Raw genomic sequence first — 22,673 nt, 5'->3', positions numbered from 1 at the left:
ACAGACGGACGATCGAGCTGTTCTCACGTGGCGGCTGCCATCCGGTGCATGCCGCTGGCGGCCCCCCGCGCCTTCAGCGACATCACGAACGCAAGGACGCCGGCCACGGCGCGGTAGAAGTCCACCGGGATCTCCTGGCCCAGCTCACAAGCGCTGTGCAGGGCCCGGGTCAGCGGAATGTCCTGGACCATTGGAACGTTCTTCGTTTCCGCTTCTTCCCTGATCCTGGCCGCGATATGGCCGGAGCCCTTGGCCACCACGCGGGGCGCTGACTTTCCGGGGTCGTACTTGAGGGCCACCGCGAAGTGCGTGGGGTTGACCAGCACGACGTCGGCGTCCCCGATTGCCGCGATCATCCGGTTCCGGCTCATTGCCATCTGCCGGGCGCGCCGCTGGGAGCGGATCAGCGGGTCACCTTCGCTGCTCTTGTTTTCGTCCTGGACTTCTTTTTTGGACATCCGGGTCTTTTTTCGGTTGCGGCGCATCACCACGAAGAAGTCCGCCACCGCCAGCACGATGCCGGCCGCCACGGCGAACTGGACCAGGGCGGCGATGCCGCCGCCCGCGGCCTGCACCACACCCGCGACGGGCATTCCACCGGCCGTCAGCAGCACCGGTACCAGCCCCTGGACCACACTGTAGAGAACCAGCCCCACGACGCTGGCTTTCAGCAGGGCCTTGACGCCGCCCCACACGGCCTGCATGCCGAAGAGGCGTTTCAGACCGTCGAGGAGCTTGAAGTGCTCGAAGTCCAGCTTGAACTTTTTGATGTGCACGCCGCCCTGGAGTGCGGCGCCGGCGAGGACCACCACAAAGACAACAATCAGCAGGGGCCCGATGATGCCGGCGATGGCGGAGAGTCCGTCCTCGAGGGCCTTCACGGCCTTGCCCGGGTCCGGGGCTGCAACGATGCCGCGGATGCTGAAGAGCTGGTCCGTTGCGGCGTTGGCAGCGCGTTCCACCGTGGCCGGGAGCATGATGGCGGCAGCACCGACGCCAACCCACGCCGTGAGGTCCTGGGAGCGGGAAAGCTGGCCCTTGGAGCGGACCTCTTTCATGCGTTTGTCGGTGGCTTGCTCGGTTTTTTCCTGTGAATCCGACATCAGCCCACCCCCAGTACCGTCTTGGCCGCCTGGCCGGCGAGGCTGGAGACGATCCTTGGCAGCGCCAGGAAGATGAATCCGGCGAGCATGAGGGTGAGCAGGATCTTGAGCGGGAAGCCCAGCGAAAAGGCGTTCAGCGCCGGGGCCACCCGGGTCAGCAGTCCCAGCCCGACGTCGGCGAGGAACAGGACCACCACCAGCGGCCCGGCGATCTGGACGGCGGCGAGGAACATGCCGGTGACCGCCGATGTCAGCGCCTCGACGGGCCGGGCGAGATCGATGCCCCCGGCGAGCGGCAGGGCACCGAAGCTCCCGGTGAGTCCGGTGATGACCAGTTGATACCCGTCGGAGGCGAACAAAAGCGCCAGCGCGGCCATTTGCAGCAGTCGGGTGAACTGTGCGCCGTTGACGTTCATTTGGGGGTCGAAGGCCTGGGCCATCTGAAAACCGCTGAAGAGATCGATCAGGCTGCCGGCGGACTGAACAGCGGAGAAGATCACCAGCACCAGGAAACCAAGGGCCAGCCCGGTGACAAGCTCCAGCACCACTCCGGTCAGGAAACCGGCCGTGTCGCGTGCGGTGTACCCGGCGGAGACCCGCTGGGACACCGCGAGGCCCAGCCCCAGCCCCAGCATGGCCTTCACGCGGGCCGGGAATGCCTGGTACGCAAAGGGCGGTGCCACCACCAGGAACGCCGTCATCCGGACGGTGGCCAGCAGGAGCGCTTCCAGCCACGTCGGGTCGATCGGAATGCCCACCTCACAGGCCTCCGAGCAGGGACGGGATCTTGGCGAAGAGGTCGTTGGTGAACGCCACCATCTCCGAGATCATCCAGTGGCCGCAGACCAGCAGGGCGATCGCCACGGCCGCGGCTTTCGGCACGAACGACAGCGTGGCTTCCTGCAGCTGGGTGATCGACTGCAGCAGGGCGATGGCCAGTCCCACCACCAGTGCGGTGACCAGGACGGGGGCGGAGAGCTTGGCGGCGACAATCATCGCCTGGAGGCAGATGTCCAGGACAGCGTTGGCGTTCATCCGGTGGCCGCATAGCTTTGAATGAGCGAGGTGATGATCAGGCCCCAGCCGTCCACGAGGACGAACAGCAGGATCTTGAACGGCAGGGAGATCATCACCGGCGGGAGCATCATCATGCCCATGGACATCAGGGCGGCGGAGACCACCAGGTCGATCACGAGGAACGGGATGAAGATGACGAAGCCGATGATGAACGCGGCGCGAAGCTCAGAAATCATGAAGGCCGGAATCAGCGTCTGCAGCGGCACGGCCTCGGGGGTTGCCGGGTTTTCGGCTGCGGCGGCCCGGGACATCAGCGCGATGTCCTCTTCCCGGGTGTGGGCAAGCATGAATTGCTGCAGCGGCCCGCTGGCGGCGTCGACCGCACCGTTGAAGTCCAGGGTGCCGTTGAGGTAGGGCTGGATGCCAAGGGTGTTCATCTCGTTGATGACCGGCCACATGACAAAGATAGAGAGGAACAGGGCCAGCCCGGCCAGGACCTGGTTCGGCGGGATGGAAGGCAGCGACAGGGCGTTGCGGGTCATCGCCAGGACCACGAAGATCTTGGTGAAGGACGTCATCATCAGGAGCAGCGCCGGAGCCACCGACAGCAGGGTGATCCCGATCAGAGTCAGGACCGCCGTCGACGGTTTGCCGTCGAGTCCGTTGATTTCGATGTTGACGCTGCCATCGCCCGGGTTCGCCGGGTCCGTGGGGGCGACCGGCGGGGTGGGGTCGATGGGGGCGGCCTGGCCGGCCGAGGCGCTGAGCCACAGCAGCAGTCCCGCGATGAGGACGGCGGCGAGGCCGAACACCAGGGCCCTGGCGGGCTTGGAAGTGAGGGAGCGGATCAATTGCGGCGTCCGCTCCTGAGAGCGGCAGCAGCCTGCTTCCACGTGGAGCCGGCAAGGATGGACCCGTGCAGGGGCGCGTGGCCGGCCGCGCCGGAGGTTTTTGCGCGGGGGGCCGGCCCGCGGGCGTGGGAGACCCGGTGCCGGGTACTGCGGCGCGGCAGCGGGGTGTCCGCGGGGGCGGCCGCCACCTCGTCCACCCGGTCCGCGGCCATCTCTGCGACGCCGGGGTCGCGGCCCGGCAGCGGGTTGAAACCGGCGAGGACCCGGGCGAATTCCCCGGCGGCCCGGCGGCTTTCGGGCGGGGCCTCCTTCACGGCCTCAGCCGGAATGTCGCCGGTGTGCAGGACGTTGACGGCGTGATCGGTGACGCCCAGGAGGAAGCGCTGCCCGCTGGCATCGACAACCACTACGGAGGCCTTCTGGCCGATGCTCTGCCGGCTGACGATTTTCAGGGCACTGTCGGTCCGGCGCCGTCCGGTGCCCTTGACGAGCCGTCGTTGCAAAAGCCACATGAGGCCCAGCACCGCGCCCAGGGCCACGAATACCCGCAGCCCGAGGATCAGTGCGTCCATTCAGCTGAGCCCCTCAGCGACGTCGAGGATGCGGGTGATCCGGACGGCGTAGTCCTGGTCCAGGACCACCACTTCGCCGTGGGCAATCAGCCGCCCGTTCAGCAGGACGTCCGCCGGGGCACCGGCGGAGCGGTCGAGTTCGATGATCTTGCCGGGTTCAAGCGAGAGCACGTCCCGCACGGACATCCGCGTGCGGCCGATTTCCACGGTCAAGGCCATTTCGATGTTGTTGATCCGGCCGAGGCGGCCGGCGACGGCGTCGCCGCCGGCGGCGGCGGCGAACAAGTCACCGGCACGGTCCTGGCCGGTGCTGTGTTCGCGGAGGCGGACGGCGAACCAGGCGGCGGCGTTCACGCCATCGGAGAGTTCGAACACTGCGGTGTCGGGGTCGGAGAGCAGCCCGGAGGCGTCGGACTCGCGCAGGTCGCTCAGTACCCCGGCGCCGAACACCGAGCTGGCGCTTTCCATCGCGGGGCGCAGCACATCGGTGACGGAGACGACGCCGGGCTGGGCTCCTGCCATGCCGCCGGCCGCTTCGTCGAGGAAAGTGCGGTCGCTCAACATAAGCGCGAGATCGGCGGTGACGGAGCCAACAAAGGTGGCGGTGACGGCCTGGCGGGCGTGGGGGGCGGCGGCGCGGGCCGGCACGAGGGCCAGCACTTTGAGCGCCACAGGGCTCGGCAGTTCTTCAACGAGCCGTTCCGCCGACGATTGGTGCCTGGTCAGGGTGATGCTCATCGGTGGTTCTCCTCGATTGTGACAATGACAGCGGCGGCGCGGGACCCGTTCCGGGCCGGAGCGGCGGTGGCGAGCCGGGTGCCGTCCAGGGTTAGATCAAACGGTCGGTTTTCCAGGTGCGGGAGGGTCAGGACGTCTCCCACGGCGAGGCCCAGCACCTGGCTGGGGGTGACAAACGACGTCGAGAGCCGGACCGACAGTTCCACCGGTACCCGTTCCAGCTGGGCGCTGACCCGCGCTGCGGCGTCTCCCCGGTTGTCCGTGGGGTTGACCTTCTTGAGCCGGCCGAGCAGGAGTGCCGCCGGGACACCCAGGGTGGCGGGGGCGCTCATGTCACCGACGGTGATGGTGAACGCCGCGACGATCATCAGTTCACTCGGCGCTGCGGCCTGGGCGAACTGGGAGTTGTACTGGATGGTGTCGACCCGGACGGTTTCGCTCAGCAGCGGGCCCAGGGAGTATCCGAGGTCTTCCAGCGCCTCGTCCATGAGGCCCTTGACCAGTGCCTGTTCGATCTGGGTGAATTTGCGGTCCGGCATGGGCGCGTCGTTGGAGGCACCGAGCATGCGGTTCACCCAGCCGAGCGCGGCGGGGGCGGGGAACTGGACCACGAGCCGGGAATCGTTTCCCTCGACGGTGCAAAGCACCATGGCCGTGACCGCCGGCAGGGAGGCGGCGTACTCGTCGTAGCTGAGCATGCTGACGTCTTCGAGCCGCACCACGGATTTCACGCGGACCTTGGCGGTCAGCTGGGTTCCCCACTGGCGGGCGTACGTTTCAAACGCCAGTTCCAGGACCCTGCTGTGTTCCCGGGCAAGCGTCGCGGGACGCCGGAAGTCGTAGACGCTGACCGTCCGCTCCCGCGCCGCTTCCTGCTCTTCCATAACACTCACGGTTGCCACTATCGGCACGGGCTCCGCGTTCGTAAGCAATCCGCCACCGGCAATAATCCTGGCAAAACGCGAGGCAGTTCCGGCCTATTTCCGGGTCTGCTTCAGCACTTCCGGAATCAGGGCACGGACGACGTCGGGCTGGTCCGAAATGATCACGATGTCCACCCTGCGGTTGAGTTCCATGAGTTCCGGTGTGGAATCGTCGTTGACCTGCCGTGCGGACCCGAAGGCGACGGCGCCGATGGACGCCGGAGCGATGCCGCCGCGGTCCACCATGAAGCGCAGGACGTTGACGGCGCGGGCGGAGGACAACTCCCAGGTGGACGGGTAGGCGGTGATGCCATTGGCGGCGTGACCCTCGACCATGACCTCCAGGGACGCCGGGCCAATGATCGGAGAGATGATCCGCAGGACCTGCGCCGCCCGGTCGGTAAGCTCCGGCCGGTCCGGCGCGAAGAACGTCTGCGAACCGACCAACTTGACCGTTAGTCCGCGCTGGTCAATCTGGAATTCGACGTTCTCGCTTAACCCGGCATCAGCCAGGCCGGCTTTCATTTGTGCCTCCAGGGCACGGAGCCGGTCCACCTCCTTCATGGCCGCGTCAAGGGCCTCGGGTGCTGCCGGCGACGCCGCGGCTTCGACCGCTGCGAAGGCCTCAAGGTTCTTGTCCACAGCTTCCGGCGGCACCACGGTGCCTTCTGCGGTATCCACTGTGTCGCTTGCGACCGTCCCGAAGCCGGTGGCGAGGGAATTACGCAGCTTCTCAAACTTGTTCGCGTCCACCGTGGACATGGCATAGAGGACGATGAACAAGCACATCAGCACCGTGACCATGTCCATGTAGGACGCCATCCAGCGTTCGTCGACGTGGTGCTCTTCTGGTTTCTTGCGGGGGCGCCGGCGGCCGCTCACGCGGCAGAGTCCATCGTTCCGGCATCACCGGCGGCCGCCTTGCGGCCGCTTCCGGAACTCTTGAGCTGATGCTCGGGCACCATGGAGCGGAGCCTTTCGGCGAGCAGCAGCGGCTGGGCCCCGGACTGCACGGCAAGCATGCCTTCCATCAGCAGGGTCCGGCGTTCAATGTCCAGTTCAGACAACCGGGCCAGGCGGGAACTAAACGGAAGCCAAATAAAGTTGGCGGACAGCAGGCCCCAGAGGGTCGCGACGAACGCCGCGGCGATCATGTGGCCCAACTCGTCGGGCTGGGACAGGTTTTCCAGGACGTGGGTCAGGGAAACCACGGTTCCGACAATGCCGACGGTGGGGGCATAGCCGCCGAGGGATGCGAAGAACTTCGACGAGGCGTGGTCGCTGCGGGACTTCGTATCAATTTCATCCTCCATCTGCATCCGGAGGTCCTCGGCGTCGGTACCGTCGGCGATGTTCTGCAGCGCCCGGGCCAGAAATGGATCGTCGACTCCGGCGGCCTCTTCCTCAAGGGAGAGCAGACCCTCGCTGCGCGCCTTTTCGGCGAACCGCACCATCTGGTCGATGCTGTCCTGCGGCTTCGACGTCTTCCCGATGAACATTCCCGGCACGGACTTGAAGGCCTGGATAACGTCCTTAAGGGTGTTTCCTGCCAGTCCGATGGCCAGAGTGGCCCCGAAGACCAGGATCATGGGAGCCGGGAGGACCAGTGAGCTGAGGCTGCCGCCCTCGAGGAGGACCATGACGATGAGGGAACCAAAAGCGAGAAGCAGTCCGATGACTGTTGCGGGATCCATGGATTACTTCCTTGGTGGCTCAGGTGTTGGGCGGCTGCCGGCGTCCACTGTGGACTCCGGCGACGGGACAAGGCTCAACGGGTATCCGGTCACCGCAGGGAAGTCCCGTGCCTTGCTCAGGACGTAAGCCCGGTAGTCGGCGATGAGTTCGACCACGTCGGCGAGGCTTTCGAGCACCACGTAGGTGGCGCCGTCGAGGGTCACCAGATGGGTGTCCGGGCTCTCGTGGATACGCTCGATCAAATCCGGGTTAACCGCGAAACGCGTTCCGTTCAGGCGAGTGACAACGATCATGGGCCGATTCTGCTTTGTTTTAGGGGCGGTGTTCCTGTACCTACTGTCGGCAACCGAACCCCATCCGTTAGGCGCCAGAGCGTTGCGCCACATTCAAACGCGGCGCGCACGCGTAACATGCATCACATCGCGCCGGAATAGCTACAGTAGGCTGTCGGCACTAAGCCTGGGCAGCCGATCCAGCACACCTCATCCAACCGAAATTTGGGAGCATCTCCGTGGCACCGCAATGGCTTCGTGCGATCGGCAGCTTCGTTCCCCACGGCTCAAAGCTTCCCGAGCGTGCGTGGGTCTTCCGGCACCGGATGATCGTGGGGTTTGCTCTGGTCTTATCCCTGGCCGTCACCGTTTTCGCTGTCTCCCAGGGCACTGACCCGGGGCCTGCACTCCTGGAAGGAGCCGCGCCGGCCCTGCTGTCCGCGGCTGCCCTCAAGGCCCCGTGTGGCCGCAGGCTTCGGGCTTCCCTCACCGCGGTGGCTCTGATGATCACCGCGGTCATGGTGGTGCACACGTCCGGCACCATCGAAGCGCACTTCCTGTTTTTCATCATGGTGCCGATTGTGGCCCTCTACGAGGACTGGACCCCGCTGGCGGCCGCAGCCCTGGTGGTGTTCTCCCACCACTGGGTCCTTGGTTTATTGGCACCCCAGCACATCTATAACCATCCCGCGGCGCTGGCCGACCCACTGATGTGGGCCATCATCCACACCCTCCTCTTCCTCGCCATTTGCGCCACCAGTATTGTCCACTGGACCATCCACGAACGCGCCCGGGCGGAAGAAGAAATGCTGTTGAACCGGCTCGCAAGCCAGGCCCTGCACGATCCGCTGACCGGGCTGGCCAATCGAACGTTGCTGCAGGAGAGGCTCCGCGCGGCCTTCGCAGCGGGTGTGCAGCACGGGGAGCCGCTGTTGGTGCTGTCCTTGGACATTGACGGTTTCAAACCCGTGAACGACTCTTACGGGCACGCGGCCGGCGACGCCCTGCTGCTCGAACTGGCACGTCGAATCCAGTCCTGCACCCGCAGCGGTGATACGGCCGCGCGGACCGGAGGCGACGAGTTCACCCTCCTGCTGCCGGGCTCGGGCGCCGATATGGCAGCAGGTATGGCCCGGCGCATCATGGACGCCGTCGCGGAACCCGTCGAAGTGGCGGGGAAAGTACTGCACATGACCGCGAGCGTGGGAGTCGCGGTCCGGTGCGGGATCGCGGCCGGATCCGAGGCCGAGTCCGAGTCCGAGAACATCGACAATCTGCTGGAGTGGGCGGACCAGGCAATGTACGCGGCAAAGCGCGCCGGCCGGGGCCGGTTCGTTATCCACGATCAGTTCCGGCCCACCGATACTGACAGCACCTTGCCTGTTCAGCCGGATCAGGCAAGGGCGTGGGCTGCTTACACGCGGACTTTGCGCCAGGAGATCGCTGCTGCCAAAGGCCTTGGCCGTTTGCCGCAGCAAACCCGCGGGCCGGAGACCGCGCGGCGAACACTGGAGTCCATGCTGGCAGCAATCGACCAGTTACCGGCGGGGCCGGAACCGGCCGGGATGCTTCTTCCGGAGCGCACGGCCCTTCAGGAGTTCGTCTTCCACCATGAGCTGGTTCAGCAGTGGACCGACTCGCTGACGCAGCAGGAAGTCCTTAACGTCCCCCGCCCCGCCGACGCGACCGCCTTTTGGGACGAACTGCGGCAGACGGTGTCCGACCCGGTGGACCGCTGACCCGGCCGGTCCTCAGGCGCGGAGCCCATGAACGAACTCCAGCTTCTGAAGCACCGGGGCGGAGAGGACAAACGGGTACAGATCTTCCCGCCCCATGCTCCGGTTGATCTGATTCAGCGCGATGGAAAGCGGAAGCCATTGCGTTTCCACGAGGGTGCGGAACGGCAGGGTCCCGGAACCTTTCGGTATCAGCCCAAATTCCCGTGCGGTGTCGATGGTGTCGTTGATGTGCAGGTAATGGGCGAACGACTCGGCGAAGTCCTCGTAGGGATGCATGGTCGCATACCGGGAGATGAACCGCTCTTGCCAGTCCGCCGGGGCCCCTTCGGCGTAGTGGCGATCTATTTCTGCCCGGTAGTCCTTGGTGTCATCGCCGAAAAGATCCCGTGCGGTCCGGGTTTTCCCCTCATTGCCGAAAACGAGCACCTCCTGGAAATAGTGGCCAACTTCGTGACGGAAATGGCCTAGCATCGTCCGGTACGGCTCATCGAGCTGGGCGCGCATCCGTTCGCGGTAGGAGTCATCGCTTTCAGCGAGGTCGATCGTGATGACGCCGTCGGCGTGGCCAATGACCACGTTCTCGTTGACGCTGGACAGCAGGTCAAAGGCGAGGCCGTTCCTGGGGTCTTCCGCGCGGGTGGTGATGGGCAGGTCCAGCGCGTCCAGCTCGGCGATCAGTTGGCGTTTGGCCCGCTCAGCGACGATGAACTGCGAAAGGCCCTTGGCGTCGCGGTCGTTGGGACGGGTCCGCGTGAGACCACAGCTGAAGCATTGGCCGCCCTCCTGCGGGGCAAGCCAACTGCAGCCTGAGAGCGGCAAATTTGCACAGATGTACCAGAGATCGCCCGCGGCGTCGCGGTGCTTCCCGTCCGTGTCCACAGCGACGATGGACCGCCGGTCCCGCAAGTACCCGAGGTTGGTTCCGCAGCTCAGGCACACTGAGTTTTCGAAAAAGACGGCCGAGCCACAGTCAGCGCAGGATTGTTTTTTCACCCCACGATCGTACCCACGATGCGCGGTCGGTGGGCCGGGGTGGGCGGCAGGCAGGTGTGGGAGGAAGCCGGACACAGTGCCTAATGGCACTCCCCGCCGAAATTTCCGGACTGCCACCATGGATTATCAGCGCAGTGCCCGGACGGGTTCACACGGAGCGGAGGACACATGACCGGCAGCGGGAGCTTCAGGATCGTGGTGGGGGTGGACGGTTCGCCGCAATCCCGGGCCGCCTTGGACTGGGCAGTGGAAGAAGCCAGGTTGCGCAACGGCGAGGTGATGGCCCTGACGTCCTGGAACTTCCCGTACATCAGCGATGCCCTGGGCCAGGCGTGGGACTACGAGCTCTTCCAGACCGACGCCCAGACCATCCTTGAGGCGGAACTGGCACGGGTCAGGGACCAGCGTGTGCAGATCACCGGGCGCGTAGTGCAGGGCAACGCCGCCACAGCACTCGTGGACGCCTCCCGGGACGCCGAGCTCGTCGCTGTCGGCTCGCGCGGCCACGGCGGATTCGCCGGCATGATGCTCGGTTCGGTGTCCACCCAGACGGTCCACCACGCACATTGTCCTGTCCTGGTGATCCGCGACCGGGCACCTGAGTGAGAGACTTCGGATAACCACCGGCTGGAGGTCCGAGGCGGTCCCTCGATGCGAAGGAGCAAAAATGAGCAGGTCACACCGGACGTCGGCTCATGACCCGGACTCCGCCGTCGAGCTGAACCCCTTGTTCAGCCGGCCGGGGGAATCCACCATGTATCCACGCTTCACGATGCCGCACGGGGAGTCCCTGCCCTCGACGGCGTATCAGGTGGTTCACGATGAGGCCATGCTGGACGGGAACTCGCGGCTGAACCTGGCGACGTTCGTGGGAACGTGGATGGAACCGGAAGCCTCGAAGCTTTACGCCGAAACGTTCGACAAGAACATGATCGACAAGGACGAATACCCGCAAACGGCTTTGATGGAGACCCGGTGCTGGCGAATGCTCGCAGATCTGTGGAACGCACCCGACCCGGCGAAGACCATCGGCACCTCCACCACGGGTTCCTCGGAAGCATGCATGCTCGGCGGGCTGGCACTGAAGCGCCGATGGCAGCACGCCAGACGCGCTGCTGGCCTGGCGGCGGATAAGCCCAACCTCGTTCTCAGCTCGGCCGTGCAGGTGTGCTGGGAGAAATTCTGCAACTACTGGGATGTTGAGCCCCGGTTTGTTCCGGTGTCCAAGGAACACCGGATGCTCGATGGCCATGACCTGGACCAGTACGTGGACGAGAACACGATCGGCGTTGTGGCCATCATGGGCGTGACGTACACCGGCGTCTACGAACCGGTCGAGAAGATATCGGCGGCTTTGGATGACATCCAGGCACGCCGCGGCCTGGATGTCCCGATCCACGTCGACGGGGCCTCCGGAGCCATGATCGCCCCGTTCCTGCAGCCGGAAACTGTCTGGGACTTCCGCCTCCCCCGGGTCGCCTCGATCAACACGTCCGGCCACAAATACGGTCTGGTGTATCCCGGTCTCGGCTGGGTTGTCTGGCGGGACGAACAGTCGCTTCCGGATGACCTGATCTTCCATGTCAGCTACCTCGGCGGGGACATGCCCACGTTCGCGCTGAACTTTTCACGGCCGGGCGCGCAGGTGTTGTTGCAGTACTACCTTTTGCTCCGGCTCGGCTTTGCCGGCTATGAGTCGGTGCAGGCCACCTCCCGGGACGTGGCGCTGTATCTGTCCGCTGAGATTGGGGCGATGGACGCCTTCACGTTGTGGAGTGACGGATCTGATATCCCGGTCTTTGCCTGGCAGCTCACTGACGGCCACACCGGAAACTGGAATCTTCACCACCTCTCTGAGCGGCTCCGGATGAACGGGTGGCTCGTCCCTGCCTACCCCCTGCCGGACGGTCTGGGCGAGGTCACGGTACAAAGGATTGTGGTGCGCAACGGCTTCACCCGCGACCTCGCATCCAGCTTCCTGTCCGACCTCACAAAGGAAGTCGCGTACCTGGACGGGTTGACGGCGCCCATGCCACCCGGTGGGCAAACCCAGGCCTTCCACCACTAGGCAGGGTCCACTAGCCGGGCTCCACTAGGCAGGGTCCAACGGAAGGAAAGCCATGTGCCGACTCTTTGGCCTGCACGCCGGCGCCCGCCCGGTCCGGGCGACGTTTTGGCTCCTTGATGCCCCCGACAGCCTTTCGGTCCAGAGCCGGAGGGAGCCCGACGGGGCCGGCATCGGTACCTTCGACGCGGACGGCGCAGCCCACGTGGCGAAGCAACCCCTGGCCGCCTGGGAGGACCATGCCTTCGCCCGCGAGGCCCGGGATCTCAAGAGCACAACGTTCCTGGCCCACGTCCGTTACGCCAGCACGGGAGCGCACACGATGGTGAACACCCACCCCTTCGAACAGGACGGACGGCTGTTTGCGCACAACGGCGCTTTCGGTGGTCTCGGGCGACTCGATCACCATCTGGCCGGGCTCGGTGCCACCGGCCTCGTCCACGGCCAGACGGACAGCGAGCGGCTGTTTGCGTTGATCACCGCAGAGAGCCGGAGGGCGGACGGTGATGCTGGGGAAGGCCTCGCCCGGGCCATCGCGTGGATTGCCCGGGAAGTGCCCGTGCTCAGCCTGAACCTCATCGTCACGACAGCGACGGAGCTGTGGGCCGTGAGGTACCCGGCGACCCATGAGTTGTACATTTTGGAGAGGGGCCGCGCCGATGCAGCCGGCCCGGCCCCTCTGGACGCCCGGAGCCACCGTATCCACGCCCGCAGCGACGACCTCGCCGGCTCCTCACACGTCCTCATCGCCACCGAACGGATGGACCAGGACCCGCGGTGGCGGGCTTTGGAGGCCGGCGAACTGGTGCACGTGGGCCCGGATCTGGCAGTGACGGCCAGCTTCCCCTTCCCGGAGGCCCCGGCCCATCCGCTCACCCTGTCCGATCTTGGGCCCTCCGCCGCGGCCTCCCAAAAGGCCTAGCGCTTGAGGTTGCCCAACTCCTGCAGGACCTCATCCGAGGTGGTGATGATGCGGGCGTTGGCCTGGAAGCCGCGCTGGGCGACGATCAGGTTGGTGAATTCCTGGGACAGGTCCACGTTGGACATTTCCAGGGACCCGCCGGACAGGCTGCCGAGGCCCGCGTCGCCTGCGCCGCCGAGCTGCACGCCGCCGGAATTGGCGGTGGCCACGTACGACGAGCCGCCGGCCTTCTCCAGGCCGCCCGGGTTGGTGAACTTGGCCAGGGCAATCTTGGCGAGGACCTGCTTGAGGCCGTTGCTGAAGGAGCCGATCAGGGAGCCGTCGTTGCCGAGGGTGAAGGACTCCAGTTTGCCGGCAGCGGCACCGTTCTGGCCGCTGACCGCGACGGATGCCACGCGGGCGAAGGAGGAGATCTCGGGAAGGTTGACGGAGATGCCGCCGACCACCAGCGGGCCGCCGGCGGTCAATTTTCCGTCGGTGAAGGTCAGGGCGGCCGTTCCGGTGCTGCCGTTGTCATCCGATCCGGACACTCGCCAGTTGTTACCCGAACCGGTGAAGGTCAGGCTGAGGTTACGCTCGGCCCCGGTGGCGTCATAGACCTTGACGACGCGTTCCAGGGTGGCGCCCTCGCTGGGCAGGTTTCCGTCCACCGTGACCGCGTCCGTGGCCTTCGCCGGCACGAGGTTGTTCGCGTTGAGCGCGAGGTCGCCGACCGGTCCGCCGGTGTTGACGGCACCGTTGACGGCGGTCCACCCCTGCAGGATCCCGCCGTCCGGGCTGACGAGCTGGCCGGCGGCGTCGGCGCTGAAGGCGCCGGCACGGGTGAAGAGCTGCTGCCCGCCCTTGCTGGTGACGAAGAACCCGTCGCCGGAGATCATCATGTCGGTGGCGCGGCCGGTGCTCTGCGAGGAACCCTGGGCGAAGTTGGTGCTGACGCCGGCAACCCGGACGCCAAGGCCAATCTGTGCGGGGTTGCTGCCGCCGGTTTCGGCCTGGGGGCCGGAGGCGCCCTGCGTCATCTGCGACAGTGTGTCCTGGAACTGGGTGGACGACGCCTTGAAGCCTGCGGTGTTGACGTTGGCGATGTTGTTGCCGGTGACATCCAGCATGGTCTGGTGGGCGCGAAGGCCGGAGATTCCGGAATACAGCGAGCGGAGCATGGGAACTGCCTTTCTACGGGGGAAGAACTGGTCAGGAGGTGGCCGGAGCGGTGAGCCCGGTGATGGAGTCGAGAGGAATGGACAGGTCGCCCACCTTGACAGCCGGAACGGCGCCGGCATAGGACACGGAGCTGGCGTTGCCTGTGCCGGTGGTGCCGTCGGCGAGGGTGTAGTCCACGGAGTGGCCGATCAGCTGCGCTGCGGCCTGGCGCATCTGCAGGGAGAACCCTTCCTTGCTGTTGGTGGTCAGCTCCTGCATTTTCTCCATCATGGAGAGCTGGATGGTCTGGCTCATCATCTGGTTGGTGTCCATGGGGGCGCTGGGGTTCTGGTTCTTGAGCTGGGCCACCAGGAGGGACATGAACACCTCCGAATCCATGGCCTGCACGGGTGTCCGCACGGCAGCGGCCTGGGTGGTCTCCCCCGCGGCCGTGACCGGCTGCCAGGCGATGGGCTGAATCGTCATGAGTCGCTTTCCTTCGTGTCAGACAAGAATGTCAAGGGTGGTTTGGGGGCCGTTCACTGCCCTGGTGTGGCGCAGGGCGGCACCATCGGCCAGAGCGTCCCAGCGGTGGCCGGGCCGTTGATCGCCCCGGCCGTTGCTGCCACCCGGGTCTGGGCCCGGGTCCCGTCCCGTGCCATGGTCCGCAGGGTCCCTGCCGGTTCCGTCGCGGGCCGCACTTCCGGGGCCGTTCTGCCCGGAGACGTCCAGGCTGGCTCCGAAGCCGGCGTCGGCAAGTTCCTTGCGGAGCTCGGGCAGGATCCCCCGGATGGCCTCGCGTCCGGCGTCGCCGGGGGCGAAGAGCTCGATCCGGACGCCCGCGGCATCGATATAAGCCCTGACCGTCAGAGGACCCAGGTCCTCCGGACTCACCTGCAAGGTCATGATGTGCTGTCCTTGCGGTGCTCCGGCCAGGGTGAAAAGCGGCTTCGCCACCTGGGTCTGGAGAGCGGGCCCGGTCTGCGGCTGCGGTGGGGGCGCGGTGTGCGGTGCGGGAGCAGCTGACGACGCCGGCTGGGCGGCTGGCGCTGCAACGGCCGCTGCGCTCCCGGCGGCGGCAAGCGCATCAGCGGCGGGCGTCTGCGTCGGTACCGCGGGGGCCACGGAGGTGGATCCGTCGGGGGCGGTGGCCGCGCCGTCTGCGAGCGCGGCGGCGGCGAGCGCGGCGTCCGTGGGACCGCTCCCCGCGCCGGCCGCGGGCGGTGCCGTCGCCGGAGCAGCCGTCGAGGGTGTGGTCGGTGACGTCACTGTCGAAGCTGTCGTAACCGTCGCCGCTGTCGCCGCCAGGGACGACCGCGGTCCGGGCACCGGCACGGCAGCACTCGCCGCCAGTGGGCCAGCCACTGCTGTGCCCGGTGCGGCGGTGGCTGCATCCCCGGTCAGGGGAAGTGCCGTCGAAGGCAGCGTCGCCGGGGCTGGCCCGGGACGCACGCCGGGAATCTGCGCGCCGGCCGGCGCTGCTGTCTGTGGCTCCGCGGTGGGGTGGGTCCCGGCGGCCGGCGGCATGCCGATCACGAGATTTGGGGCGGGGGCCAGGGCGGCGGCGCTGCCGGCAGCTGAAGCATCAGATCCAGGCGCATCCCGGGCCGCGGATGCGCCGGGATCTGGTCGCTCGCCGGACTGCGTCGCGTCCGTACCGGTGGATGCGCCGGTGGATGCGTCCCGGGGTGCAGCGTCGGCCGCAGCGCCGCGGGCGTTCGTCGCCGGCCTCGGCGAAGCTTCCGGTGCACGCCGTACACCTTGCAGCACCGCGCCGAAGGTGTCGGCGTCCCCGTGCCCTCCGGCGGACGCCGCACGCGTGCTCTGCCCCGCGCCGCGGCCCGGACCGGCAACGGTCGGTGTGGAGGCCGGAGCCATGCTTTTCATCATGCCGTCCCGGCGGGCACTATGCGCCGGATGGAGGTCAGGTTGGAGTACTGCTCCCAGGCGTCCCGGATCTGGATCGTCTTGCCGGGAACCGGCGCGTCGATGGCCTTGCCGTTGCCGAGGTAGATCGAAATGTGGTCGCCGCCGAAACTCACCAGCAGGTCGCCGGGCTTGGCCTCGGCCAGGGATGCAACCGGTGTGCCCTGGCGCATCTGGTCGCTCACCACGCGGGGAATCTCAACGCCCAGATCCTTGAACACCCGCTGGGTGAAGCCGGAGCAGTCCATGCCGGTGGCCGGATTGGTTCCGCCCCACACGTAAGGAACGCCGATGTATTTCTTAGCCATGGCCACCACGTCGGTGCCCGTCGCCGCGCCGGCCGCCGGGACGGTGGCGGGAACGGTGGCCGGCTGGGTGACGCCCTTCAGGGCGCCGACCGCCGTCGTGCCGCCCAGGCCCAGGCTGGTAGCGAGGGAGGAAGCATCGGTGCCCTTGGTCCCGCCCAGCGCCGCTGTCAGCGCCTCGGTGAAGGACCCCGCGTCCCCGGTCCCCGTCCCGGTGGCCAGCGATGTTGCGGCCGCCGACTGGAGGGCGGCGGTGTTGGTTTGGGCTGCGGCGGGCCGGCTCAGTTCAGCGATCATCGCCTGGATGCCCTGCATCCGGCCGATTGCCTCGGTCATGCTCATGACTTCGCCTCCTGCTCTTCGCGGTGCCAGAGGGTGGAAGCGATCTCGTCCAGGGTGGACTGCTCGGCCCGCAGGTCTGCGGTGTGGACTTCCTCGAGGTGACGGGCCTGCAGCTTTTCCAGGCCGACGGAGCGTGTGCGGGCGGCGATGAAATCCTCGCGGGCTGTGGTTTCCTCGGTGTGCGCCACTTTGGCGAGAGCCTGGAGGTCCGCGAGCATGCTGTGCGACGAGGAGCGGGCGGCGGCAACAGCCCGCAGGGAGGCCGAACCGGAGACCGGCGCCTCGCCCACGGCCAGGTCGCGGCGCGCGGCGGCTTCCCGCGCCCGCACCGAGCTGGAGCGGGAGCGGGCGCTGGCCAGCCCGGTGGCGGCCTGGTCCTGCTGCATCTGGCGCAGGCGCAGGAGCCCTGCCAGAGAGAATTGGCGGTTCATGATGCTGCTCCCAGGATCGAGGTGAGGTGGTTGAGCCGCTGCCAGGACTCGGGGTGGGCGGTGGATTCGTCCATCGGCTGCTGCAGGAAAGCGCTGATGTCCCGCTCGTGGTTGAGGGCAGCGTCCACCAGCGGGTTGGTGCCCGCCTGGTAGGCGCCGACGTCGATCAGGTCCTGTGCGGCTTTCCGGGCGGCGAGGACGCGGCGCAAGGTGGCCGCGGCCTCCAGGTGAGGGCGGGCGTTGACTTTGGTGGCGACCCGGGACACAGAGCCGAGCACGTCCACCGAGGGGAAATGCCCGGTGACGGCGAGCTTCCGGTCCAGGACCACGTGCCCGTCCAGGATGGAGCGGGCGGCGTCGGCAATCGGTTCGTTGTGGTCATCGCCATCCACCAGCACCGTGTAGATGCCGGTGACGGAGCCGGTTTCGGCGGTGCCGGCGCGTTCCAGCAGCCGTGCGAGGACGGAGAACGTCGACGGCGGGTAGCCGCGGGTGGCGGGCGGCTCGCCGGCGGAGAGCCCGATCTCGCGCTGGGCCATCGCCACCCGGGTGAGGGAGTCCATCATCAGGACCACGTCCTGGCCCTTGTCGCGGAAGGATTCGGCGATGCGGGTCGCGGTGAACGCTGCACGCATGCGCATCAGGGCCGGTTCGTCCGAAGTGGCAACAATAACCACCGAGCGCGCCAGTCCGGCCGGGCCAAGGTCATCTTCAAGGAACTCACGGACTTCGCGGCCGCGCTCCCCCACGAGGGCAATCACCGACACCTCCGCGTCGGTGCCGCGGGCAATCATGGAGAGCAGGGAGGACTTCCCGACGCCGGAGCCGGCGAAGAGTCCCATGCGCTGGCCTTTGCCGAGCGTCGTCATCGTGTCCAGTACCCGGACGCCGGTCTGCAGGGCCGTGTCGATGCGGGCGCGTTTCATGGCGTTGGGGGCTTCGTTGTCGATCGGCACGCGGGGGCCGCTGGTGAGCGGTCCTTTGCCGTCAATCGGCCGGCCGAGACCGTCCAGGACGCGGCCAAAGAGCCCGGATCCGGTGGGGACCAGCACGGCGCCGCCCTTGGTCCGTACCGGATCGCCCGCCGCGATGCCGGCCAGCCGGCCCAACGGCATGCAGCGCACGGAGCTTTCCAGGGCGGCCACCACCTCGGCGTCCAGTCCCGGGTGGGAGCCCACGGTGACCAGGTCACCCAGGGCGCAGTCGAGTCCGGACACTTCCAGGCCCAGGCCCATCACCGAGGTCACGACGCCTACCCGCTGCGGGGCGGCGGCGCGGAGGGCTGCCGGATACTCCGCGCCCATGGGACGCCAACCGGCGATCACCGCAGGTCTCCCGGCGCGGCGTCCGCCCGGCCCTGATCGCCCAGGAGCGCTTCGCGGGCACGGGCCAGGGCGCTGCCGAGGCTCGCGTCGAGCCAGCCCTGCCGGTATTCAACTTTGGCGTCGCCGCGGTTGAGGGATGGGTCCGCGCGCAACGGCAGGCCGGCCGGCAGGTCCTGGCCTTCCTTGGCGAGGACCTGGATGTCCGCCGGGTTCAACCGGATCGCCAGCACGGTGGCGGCGTCGTCTCCGGCGAGGGCGCGGTCCAGGGCGGCGCGGGCCGTCCGGGTCCCCTCGGCGAGTTCGTAGCCGAGGATGGCCTCGGCAAGTTCCAGCGCCGTCCGGGCCAGGACTTCCTCGGCGTCGTGCAGGGCCTGGACGTTGCGGTGGGCGAAGTCCGTCCGGGCCACCGCGAGGGCGCGGACCGCCCGGTCCAGGTCCTGCTGCCCGGAGGCCAGCGAGGCGGCCTGCTCGGCAGCCATGCGGTCCCGCCAGCGGCGCTGTTCCTTGGCGGCAGCACGGACCCCGGCGGCGTACCCCGCGGCGTGCCCTTCGGTGTAGCCGGCCTGCTCGCTGGCGGGTCCGCTGCCACGGAGCGAGGGAAAGATGATCCGGGCGGGTCCGTTGCCGGTCGTTGCCGCGTCAGTAGACATAGGCTTCTTCGTCCCCGCGCTGGATGGTGATCTGGCCTTCGGCGTCCAGCTCGCGGATGGAGCGCACCACGGCGGCCCGGGCTTCTTCGACCTGGGAGGCGCGCAGCGGGCCCTGGGCGGCGATTTCCGCTTCGAGGATTTCCAGGTTGCGTCCGGAGACGTTGGTGGTGATCGCTTCCAGGACGGATTCCGAGGCGCCCTTCATGGCCACGGCCAGCACGGCGGCGTCGACGCCGCGCAGCACCAGCTGCACGTCCCGGCGTTCGAGTTTGACGATGTCGTCGAAAGTCACCATCTGGGCGCGGATCTCCACGGCGAGGGCCGGATCCAGCAGGTCCAGGCCGTCCAGTACGGAGCGTTCGGTGCCGGCGTCGGTCCGGTTAATGATTTCCAGCAACGGCGCGATGCCGCCCACCACCTTGGATGCCTGCTGTGAGACGGCCGCGCCGCCGCGCAGCTTGAGGGTGTCGGCAACGATTCCGATGGCCTCGGGGGCGCCCGAGCCCATGGTGGCGATGCTGAGGGCGACGTCGGCCCGCAGGGAACCCGGCAGCCCCGACATCACGGCGGAGGCCTTGCGCGGGCTCAGGTGCGCCAGGACGAGGGCGATGGTCTGGGGCAGTTCGCCGTCGATGAGCGCGAGGATCTGTACGGGTTCAATGTCCTCGAGGAACTCCAGGGATTTGCCGGCCATGTTGACCGTCAGCCGGTTCAGCAGGCCCGCGGCTTTCTCCGTGCCGAAAGACGCTTCCAGCAGGCCTTCGGCCAGTTCCCGGCCACCCCGGGCCTGCCGGGGGCTGGTCATCGCGGTTTCGTGGAAGTCCTTCATAATCTGCTCTGCGACTTCCGGGTCCACCTTGCGGAGCCGGACGATCTCGGCGGCAATTTCCTCGGCCTCGGAGTCGTTGAACTGGGCCATCACCTTGGCGGCGTTGGCCGGGCTCATCTGCATCAGGACGACGGCGGCCCGCTGGGTGCCGGTAAGGGGTGAATCGGCGAGTTTCATACCGGCTGCCTGTCATCCATGAGGCCGCGCAGGTAATCGGCTGCCTTCTCCGGGTTGGCGGCGACCATGTTGTCGATCTCGAAGCGGCGGCGTTCAGCCTCCAGCTGCGCCGGCGGCGGAAGCACCGGCGGAAGGGCGGCGATCGGAATGGCGGACGTCGCGGGCGCCGGGGGCAGCGCGGTGACGGCCGGCAGCACCGGCACCAGCTCAAGGTCCAGGCGTTCGCCGAGGTCCACCGGCTCACGCTTTTGCCGGCGGCGCAGCACCACGGTGATGACAAGGGCCAGGATCAGCAGGCCCAGCAGGATGCTGCCGGCCGTGATCAGGGTGTTGAAGAACTCGGCCTGCTTCTGGGCTTCGAGCTCGGCTTTGGCTGCGTCCAGGGATGCGGCTGCCTGGTCCGCGGCGGCGGTGCTGAACGGCACCACCTCAACGGTCACGACGTCGCCGCGGGCGGTGTCCACGCCGGCGGCTGCCGTGACGAGCGAGGTCAGCGAGCCCAGGTTCAGCCCGCCGGCCGCGGCCTGGTCGACGGCGACCGAGATGGTCTGCCGCTTCACGGCACCTGCCGGGATCAGCCGGTCCTCGGTGACCTTGTTGACGGCGTTGTTCTTGGTTGCCGTGGCCGAGTCGAAGTTGCCGTTTCCGCTGGTGTCGCCGGGAACCGCGATGTTATCCGGGCCCAGGACCCCCGCGGCGCCTCCCCCGGTGCCGGTGTACTTCTCGGTTTTGGACGACTCGCTGAGCGGGAGGGCGCCCTCGGCGTTGCTGAAGGTCTCGCTCTTCTGCTGGGCGGATTCCCCGGTAACATCCGCGGCCACGGCCACGGTGGAATTACCGGGACCCACCACGCGGTCCATCACGGCCCTGACGGCGTCGGAGGTGCGCTGCTGGTAATCGGTGGCCTGCTTGGAGGCCGACCCCGCCGCACCGGCGCCGACCGCGGACAGGACGTTGCCCTGTGAGTCGACGACGGAGACGTTCGCGGGCTTGAGGTTCTCGATGGCGGCCGAGGTGAGGTGCACGATGGCCTGGACTTTGTCACCGGACAGCGTGGTGCCCGGGGTGGTTTCCACGAAAACGGACGCGGTGGTGTCCGGGGTCTTGGAGACGAACACGGTCTTTTCCGGAATGGCCAGGCGCACTGCGGCGGTCTTCACGCCCTCCATGGCGGTGATGGTGCTCGCAAGTTCGCCTTCGAGGGCCCGCTTGTAGGTGACGGACTGCTGGAACTCCGACGAGGTGACGCCCATTTTGTCCAGCAGGGAGTACCCGGTGGCGGCTGCGGTGGGCAGGCCGGCGGCGGCTGCTTTCAGGCGTTCGTCATAGACCTTGTCCTGCGGTACCAGGATGGTGGAGCCGCCGTCGCTCAATTCGTACGGCACGTTGTCCTTGCGCAACTGCTCCACGATGCCGTTGGCGTCGGTGTCCTTGAGGCCGGAGAACAGCGGCGTCAGGGCAGGTTTGGACAGCCAGGCGGAGAGGGCGATGATGCCAACCACCAGGAGGGCTGCCCCGATCACGGCGAGCGTGCGCTGACCGGTGGTGAAGCTTTTGAGTCCGGCGCCGAAGCGCTGGAAGAAGACAGTGATCTGCGGCGGCATCAGGCTTGCATCCTCATGATTTCGTTGAACGCATCGACGCCCTTGTTGCGCACCGCAGCCACGAGCTCAAGCGTGATCTGTGCTCGGCTGGACGCGATGGTGGCGTTGTGGATGTCATCCAGGTTGCCGGTAACAGCGGAGACGGCGAGCTCCTTCGACGTCGACTGCAGCTGCTGGAGGTTATCCACCGCCCCGGTGAGGGAGGCGCCGAAGGCTGAGCCGTCGGTGCCGGTGACAGCGCCGGTGCCGGAAAGGTAGTCCGTGGGCATAACGCCCTGGACGGGGGCGATGGGGGAAACAGGCATCAGGATCTTCCAATCTCAAGGGCAGCCAGGTAGGTCTCACGGGCACGGTCCACTACCTGCGCGTTGGCCTGGTAGCCGCGCTGGGCGATGATGAGGGCGCCCATCTGTTCGGCCATATCAATGTCCGGGTACTTCACGTTGCCGTCGGCGTCCGCCAGCGGGTGGTCCGGCTGGTACACGATCCGGCCTTCGGCGTTGCCGAGCTGGGTGCTTTTGACGAAGACACCGTTGCCCTCAGACCCTTCGGCGGCCTCAACATACTTGGCTCGAAAGGCCGGCCCGGACGTGGCCGAGGCGTTGTTCATGTTGGCGAGGTTATCCGAGACGGCGTCGAGCCATTTGCGGTGCACGGTGAGCGCTGAGCCGGCGATGCCGATGGCGTCGAAGGTCATTAGCTGGTCCTCATCGCGGCACGGACGGCATTGAATTCCCCGCCGATGGCCCGGGCAGCGAACTGGAAGCGCAGCACGGTATCGATGTTGGAGAGGGTCTCGGTGTCCAGGTTGACGTTGTTGCCGTTCAACTGGGTGGGCTCCAGCGAGGTGCCGGTGGACGCGCCCACTGTGCCTTCGCCGGACTGCACGGAATCCGCCAGGGCAGCCTCGAAGCTGACACGCTTGGCGTGGTAGTTCGGCGTGTTGACGTTCGCGATGTTGTTCGCGATGGCGCGCTGGCGCAGCGCCAAACCGTCCATGGCGCTGGCCAAGGCGGCGGAAGTCACGGATTCGAGCACAGAGTCCTGCCTGGTG

The 22,673-nt window shown here is 67.3% G+C and carries 27 protein-coding genes; 4 read left to right on the top strand and 23 right to left on the bottom strand.

All coding sequences use genetic code 11. The annotated features are described in order from the left end of the window. Positions 1-23: 23 nt before the first annotated feature. The 10 genes from VUN84_02945 to VUN84_02900 form a co-directional block, all read right to left on the bottom strand. On the bottom strand, positions 24-1,103 hold the full coding sequence (locus VUN84_02945; protein ID XAS64648.1) for an EscU/YscU/HrcU family type III secretion system export apparatus switch protein: 1,080 nt from the start codon (positions 1,101-1,103) through the stop codon (positions 24-26). Continuing rightward, a complete protein-coding gene (locus tag VUN84_02940; protein XAS64647.1) occupies positions 1,103-1,861 on the bottom strand; it encodes a flagellar biosynthetic protein FliR in 759 nt (252 codons plus the stop codon). The genes VUN84_02945 and VUN84_02940 overlap by 1 nt, the downstream gene beginning before the upstream one ends. A 1-nt stretch (position 1,862) precedes the next feature. Further along, positions 1,863-2,138 carry a flagellar biosynthesis protein FliQ gene (gene fliQ, locus VUN84_02935; GenBank protein XAS64646.1) on the bottom strand — a complete coding sequence of 92 codons (276 nt, stop codon included), beginning with the start codon at positions 2,136-2,138 and terminating at the stop codon, positions 1,863-1,865. After that, positions 2,135-2,971: a flagellar type III secretion system pore protein FliP gene (gene fliP / locus VUN84_02930; protein XAS64645.1), complete on the bottom strand. Its 837-nt coding sequence runs from the start codon at positions 2,969-2,971 to the stop codon at positions 2,135-2,137. The genes fliQ and fliP overlap by 4 nt, the downstream gene beginning before the upstream one ends. Continuing rightward, a complete protein-coding gene (gene fliO, locus VUN84_02925) occupies positions 2,968-3,543 on the bottom strand; it encodes a flagellar biosynthetic protein FliO (protein XAS64644.1) in 576 nt (191 codons plus the stop codon). The genes fliP and fliO overlap by 4 nt, the downstream gene beginning before the upstream one ends. After that, a complete protein-coding gene (gene fliN, locus VUN84_02920) occupies positions 3,544-4,281 on the bottom strand; it encodes a flagellar motor switch protein FliN (GenBank protein XAS64643.1) in 738 nt (245 codons plus the stop codon). It lies immediately after the preceding gene. Then, positions 4,278-5,165: a flagellar motor switch protein FliM gene (locus tag VUN84_02915; protein XAS65742.1), complete on the bottom strand. Its 888-nt coding sequence runs from the start codon at positions 5,163-5,165 to the stop codon at positions 4,278-4,280. Before VUN84_02915 ends, fliN begins: the two co-directional genes overlap by 4 nt. Positions 5,166-5,258: 93 nt before the next feature. After that, a complete protein-coding gene (locus VUN84_02910) occupies positions 5,259-6,086 on the bottom strand; it encodes a flagellar motor protein MotB (GenBank protein XAS64642.1) in 828 nt (275 codons plus the stop codon). Next, positions 6,083-6,898, bottom strand: a complete 816-nt coding sequence (locus VUN84_02905; GenBank protein XAS64641.1) for a MotA/TolQ/ExbB proton channel family protein — start codon at positions 6,896-6,898, stop codon at positions 6,083-6,085. The genes VUN84_02910 and VUN84_02905 overlap by 4 nt, the downstream gene beginning before the upstream one ends. A gap of 3 nt (positions 6,899-6,901) precedes the next feature. After that, positions 6,902-7,192 carry a flagellar FlbD family protein gene (locus VUN84_02900; protein XAS64640.1) on the bottom strand — a complete coding sequence of 97 codons (291 nt, stop codon included), beginning with the start codon at positions 7,190-7,192 and terminating at the stop codon, positions 6,902-6,904. A gap of 218 nt (positions 7,193-7,410) precedes the next feature. Between VUN84_02900 and VUN84_02895 the strand changes: the two genes are divergently transcribed. Then, positions 7,411-8,910, top strand: coding sequence for a GGDEF domain-containing protein (locus tag VUN84_02895; protein XAS64639.1), 1,500 nt, complete (start codon positions 7,411-7,413; stop codon positions 8,908-8,910). Positions 8,911-8,922: 12 nt separating this feature from the next. Here the strand turns inward: VUN84_02895 and VUN84_02890 are convergent, their stop codons facing one another. Next, positions 8,923-9,903 (bottom strand): putative zinc-binding metallopeptidase, encoded by a 981-nt coding sequence (locus VUN84_02890; GenBank protein XAS64638.1) that lies wholly within the window; start codon positions 9,901-9,903, stop codon positions 8,923-8,925. A gap of 168 nt (positions 9,904-10,071) precedes the next feature. Here VUN84_02890 and VUN84_02885 point away from each other — a divergent pair, with 168 nt between their 5' ends. The 3 genes from VUN84_02885 to VUN84_02875 all read left to right on the top strand — a co-directional run bounded on the left by VUN84_02885 (position 10,072) and on the right by VUN84_02875 (position 12,890). Further along, complete coding sequence (locus VUN84_02885; protein XAS64637.1) at positions 10,072-10,509, top strand: universal stress protein; 438 nt, start codon at positions 10,072-10,074, stop codon at positions 10,507-10,509. Between the two features lie 61 nt (positions 10,510-10,570). Then, the gene (locus VUN84_02880) at positions 10,571-11,971 is read left to right on the top strand and encodes a glutamate decarboxylase (protein ID XAS64636.1); all 1,401 of its coding nucleotides are present in this window, start codon (positions 10,571-10,573) and stop codon (positions 11,969-11,971) included. A 52-nt stretch (positions 11,972-12,023) separates the two neighbouring features. After that, positions 12,024-12,890 carry a class II glutamine amidotransferase gene (locus VUN84_02875; protein ID XAS64635.1) on the top strand — a complete coding sequence of 289 codons (867 nt, stop codon included), beginning with the start codon at positions 12,024-12,026 and terminating at the stop codon, positions 12,888-12,890. On the opposite strand, the gene VUN84_02870 is transcribed toward VUN84_02875, so the two are convergent. Genes VUN84_02870 through VUN84_02815 form a run of 12 tightly spaced genes read right to left on the bottom strand, consistent with a single transcriptional unit; the run spans position 12,887 to position 22,657 of the window. After that, positions 12,887-14,050, bottom strand: a complete 1,164-nt coding sequence (locus tag VUN84_02870) for a flagellar hook protein FlgE (GenBank protein ID XAS64634.1) — start codon at positions 14,048-14,050, stop codon at positions 12,887-12,889. The two genes, VUN84_02875 and VUN84_02870, sit on opposite strands and share 4 nt — an antisense overlap. Before the next feature lie 31 nt (positions 14,051-14,081). Next, entirely contained in the window at positions 14,082-14,516 is a 435-nt protein-coding gene (locus VUN84_02865) for a flagellar hook capping FlgD N-terminal domain-containing protein (GenBank protein ID XAS64633.1), read from the bottom strand. An 18-nt stretch (positions 14,517-14,534) separates the two neighbouring features. After that, positions 14,535-15,908 carry a flagellar hook-length control protein FliK gene (locus VUN84_02860; GenBank protein ID XAS64632.1) on the bottom strand — a complete coding sequence of 458 codons (1,374 nt, stop codon included), beginning with the start codon at positions 15,906-15,908 and terminating at the stop codon, positions 14,535-14,537. Between the two features lie 8 nt (positions 15,909-15,916). Next, complete coding sequence (locus VUN84_02855) at positions 15,917-16,603, bottom strand: NlpC/P60 family protein (GenBank protein ID XAS64631.1); 687 nt, start codon at positions 16,601-16,603, stop codon at positions 15,917-15,919. Next, positions 16,600-17,034 (bottom strand): flagellar FliJ family protein, encoded by a 435-nt coding sequence (locus VUN84_02850; protein ID XAS64630.1) that lies wholly within the window; start codon positions 17,032-17,034, stop codon positions 16,600-16,602. Before VUN84_02850 ends, VUN84_02855 begins: the two co-directional genes overlap by 4 nt. Further along, a complete protein-coding gene (locus VUN84_02845; protein XAS65741.1) occupies positions 17,031-18,338 on the bottom strand; it encodes a FliI/YscN family ATPase in 1,308 nt (435 codons plus the stop codon). The genes VUN84_02850 and VUN84_02845 overlap by 4 nt, the downstream gene beginning before the upstream one ends. A gap of 17 nt (positions 18,339-18,355) precedes the next feature. Continuing rightward, positions 18,356-19,009, bottom strand: a complete 654-nt coding sequence (locus tag VUN84_02840; GenBank protein XAS64629.1) for a FliH/SctL family protein — start codon at positions 19,007-19,009, stop codon at positions 18,356-18,358. After that, positions 18,999-20,015: a flagellar motor switch protein FliG gene (gene fliG, locus VUN84_02835; GenBank protein XAS64628.1), complete on the bottom strand. Its 1,017-nt coding sequence runs from the start codon at positions 20,013-20,015 to the stop codon at positions 18,999-19,001. Before fliG ends, VUN84_02840 begins: the two co-directional genes overlap by 11 nt. After that, complete coding sequence (gene fliF / locus VUN84_02830) at positions 20,012-21,619, bottom strand: flagellar basal-body MS-ring/collar protein FliF (GenBank protein ID XAS64627.1); 1,608 nt, start codon at positions 21,617-21,619, stop codon at positions 20,012-20,014. The genes fliG and fliF overlap by 4 nt, the downstream gene beginning before the upstream one ends. Beyond that, positions 21,619-21,924, bottom strand: a complete 306-nt coding sequence (gene fliE, locus VUN84_02825) for a flagellar hook-basal body complex protein FliE (GenBank protein XAS64626.1) — start codon at positions 21,922-21,924, stop codon at positions 21,619-21,621. Before fliE ends, fliF begins: the two co-directional genes overlap by 1 nt. Further along, a complete protein-coding gene (locus tag VUN84_02820) occupies positions 21,924-22,316 on the bottom strand; it encodes a flagellar basal body rod C-terminal domain-containing protein (protein XAS64625.1) in 393 nt (130 codons plus the stop codon). Before VUN84_02820 ends, fliE begins: the two co-directional genes overlap by 1 nt. After that, complete coding sequence (locus tag VUN84_02815) at positions 22,316-22,657, bottom strand: flagellar basal body protein (protein ID XAS64624.1); 342 nt, start codon at positions 22,655-22,657, stop codon at positions 22,316-22,318. Before VUN84_02815 ends, VUN84_02820 begins: the two co-directional genes overlap by 1 nt. Positions 22,658-22,673 lie beyond the last annotated feature (16 nt).

It is taken from the genome of Micrococcaceae bacterium Sec5.8 (assembly GCA_039636775.1).
Taxonomy (GTDB): domain Bacteria; phylum Actinomycetota; class Actinomycetes; order Actinomycetales; family Micrococcaceae; genus Arthrobacter.
Note: the sequence above shows the minus strand (reverse complement) of the source record. Positions and strands in the feature narration are given on the sequence as shown.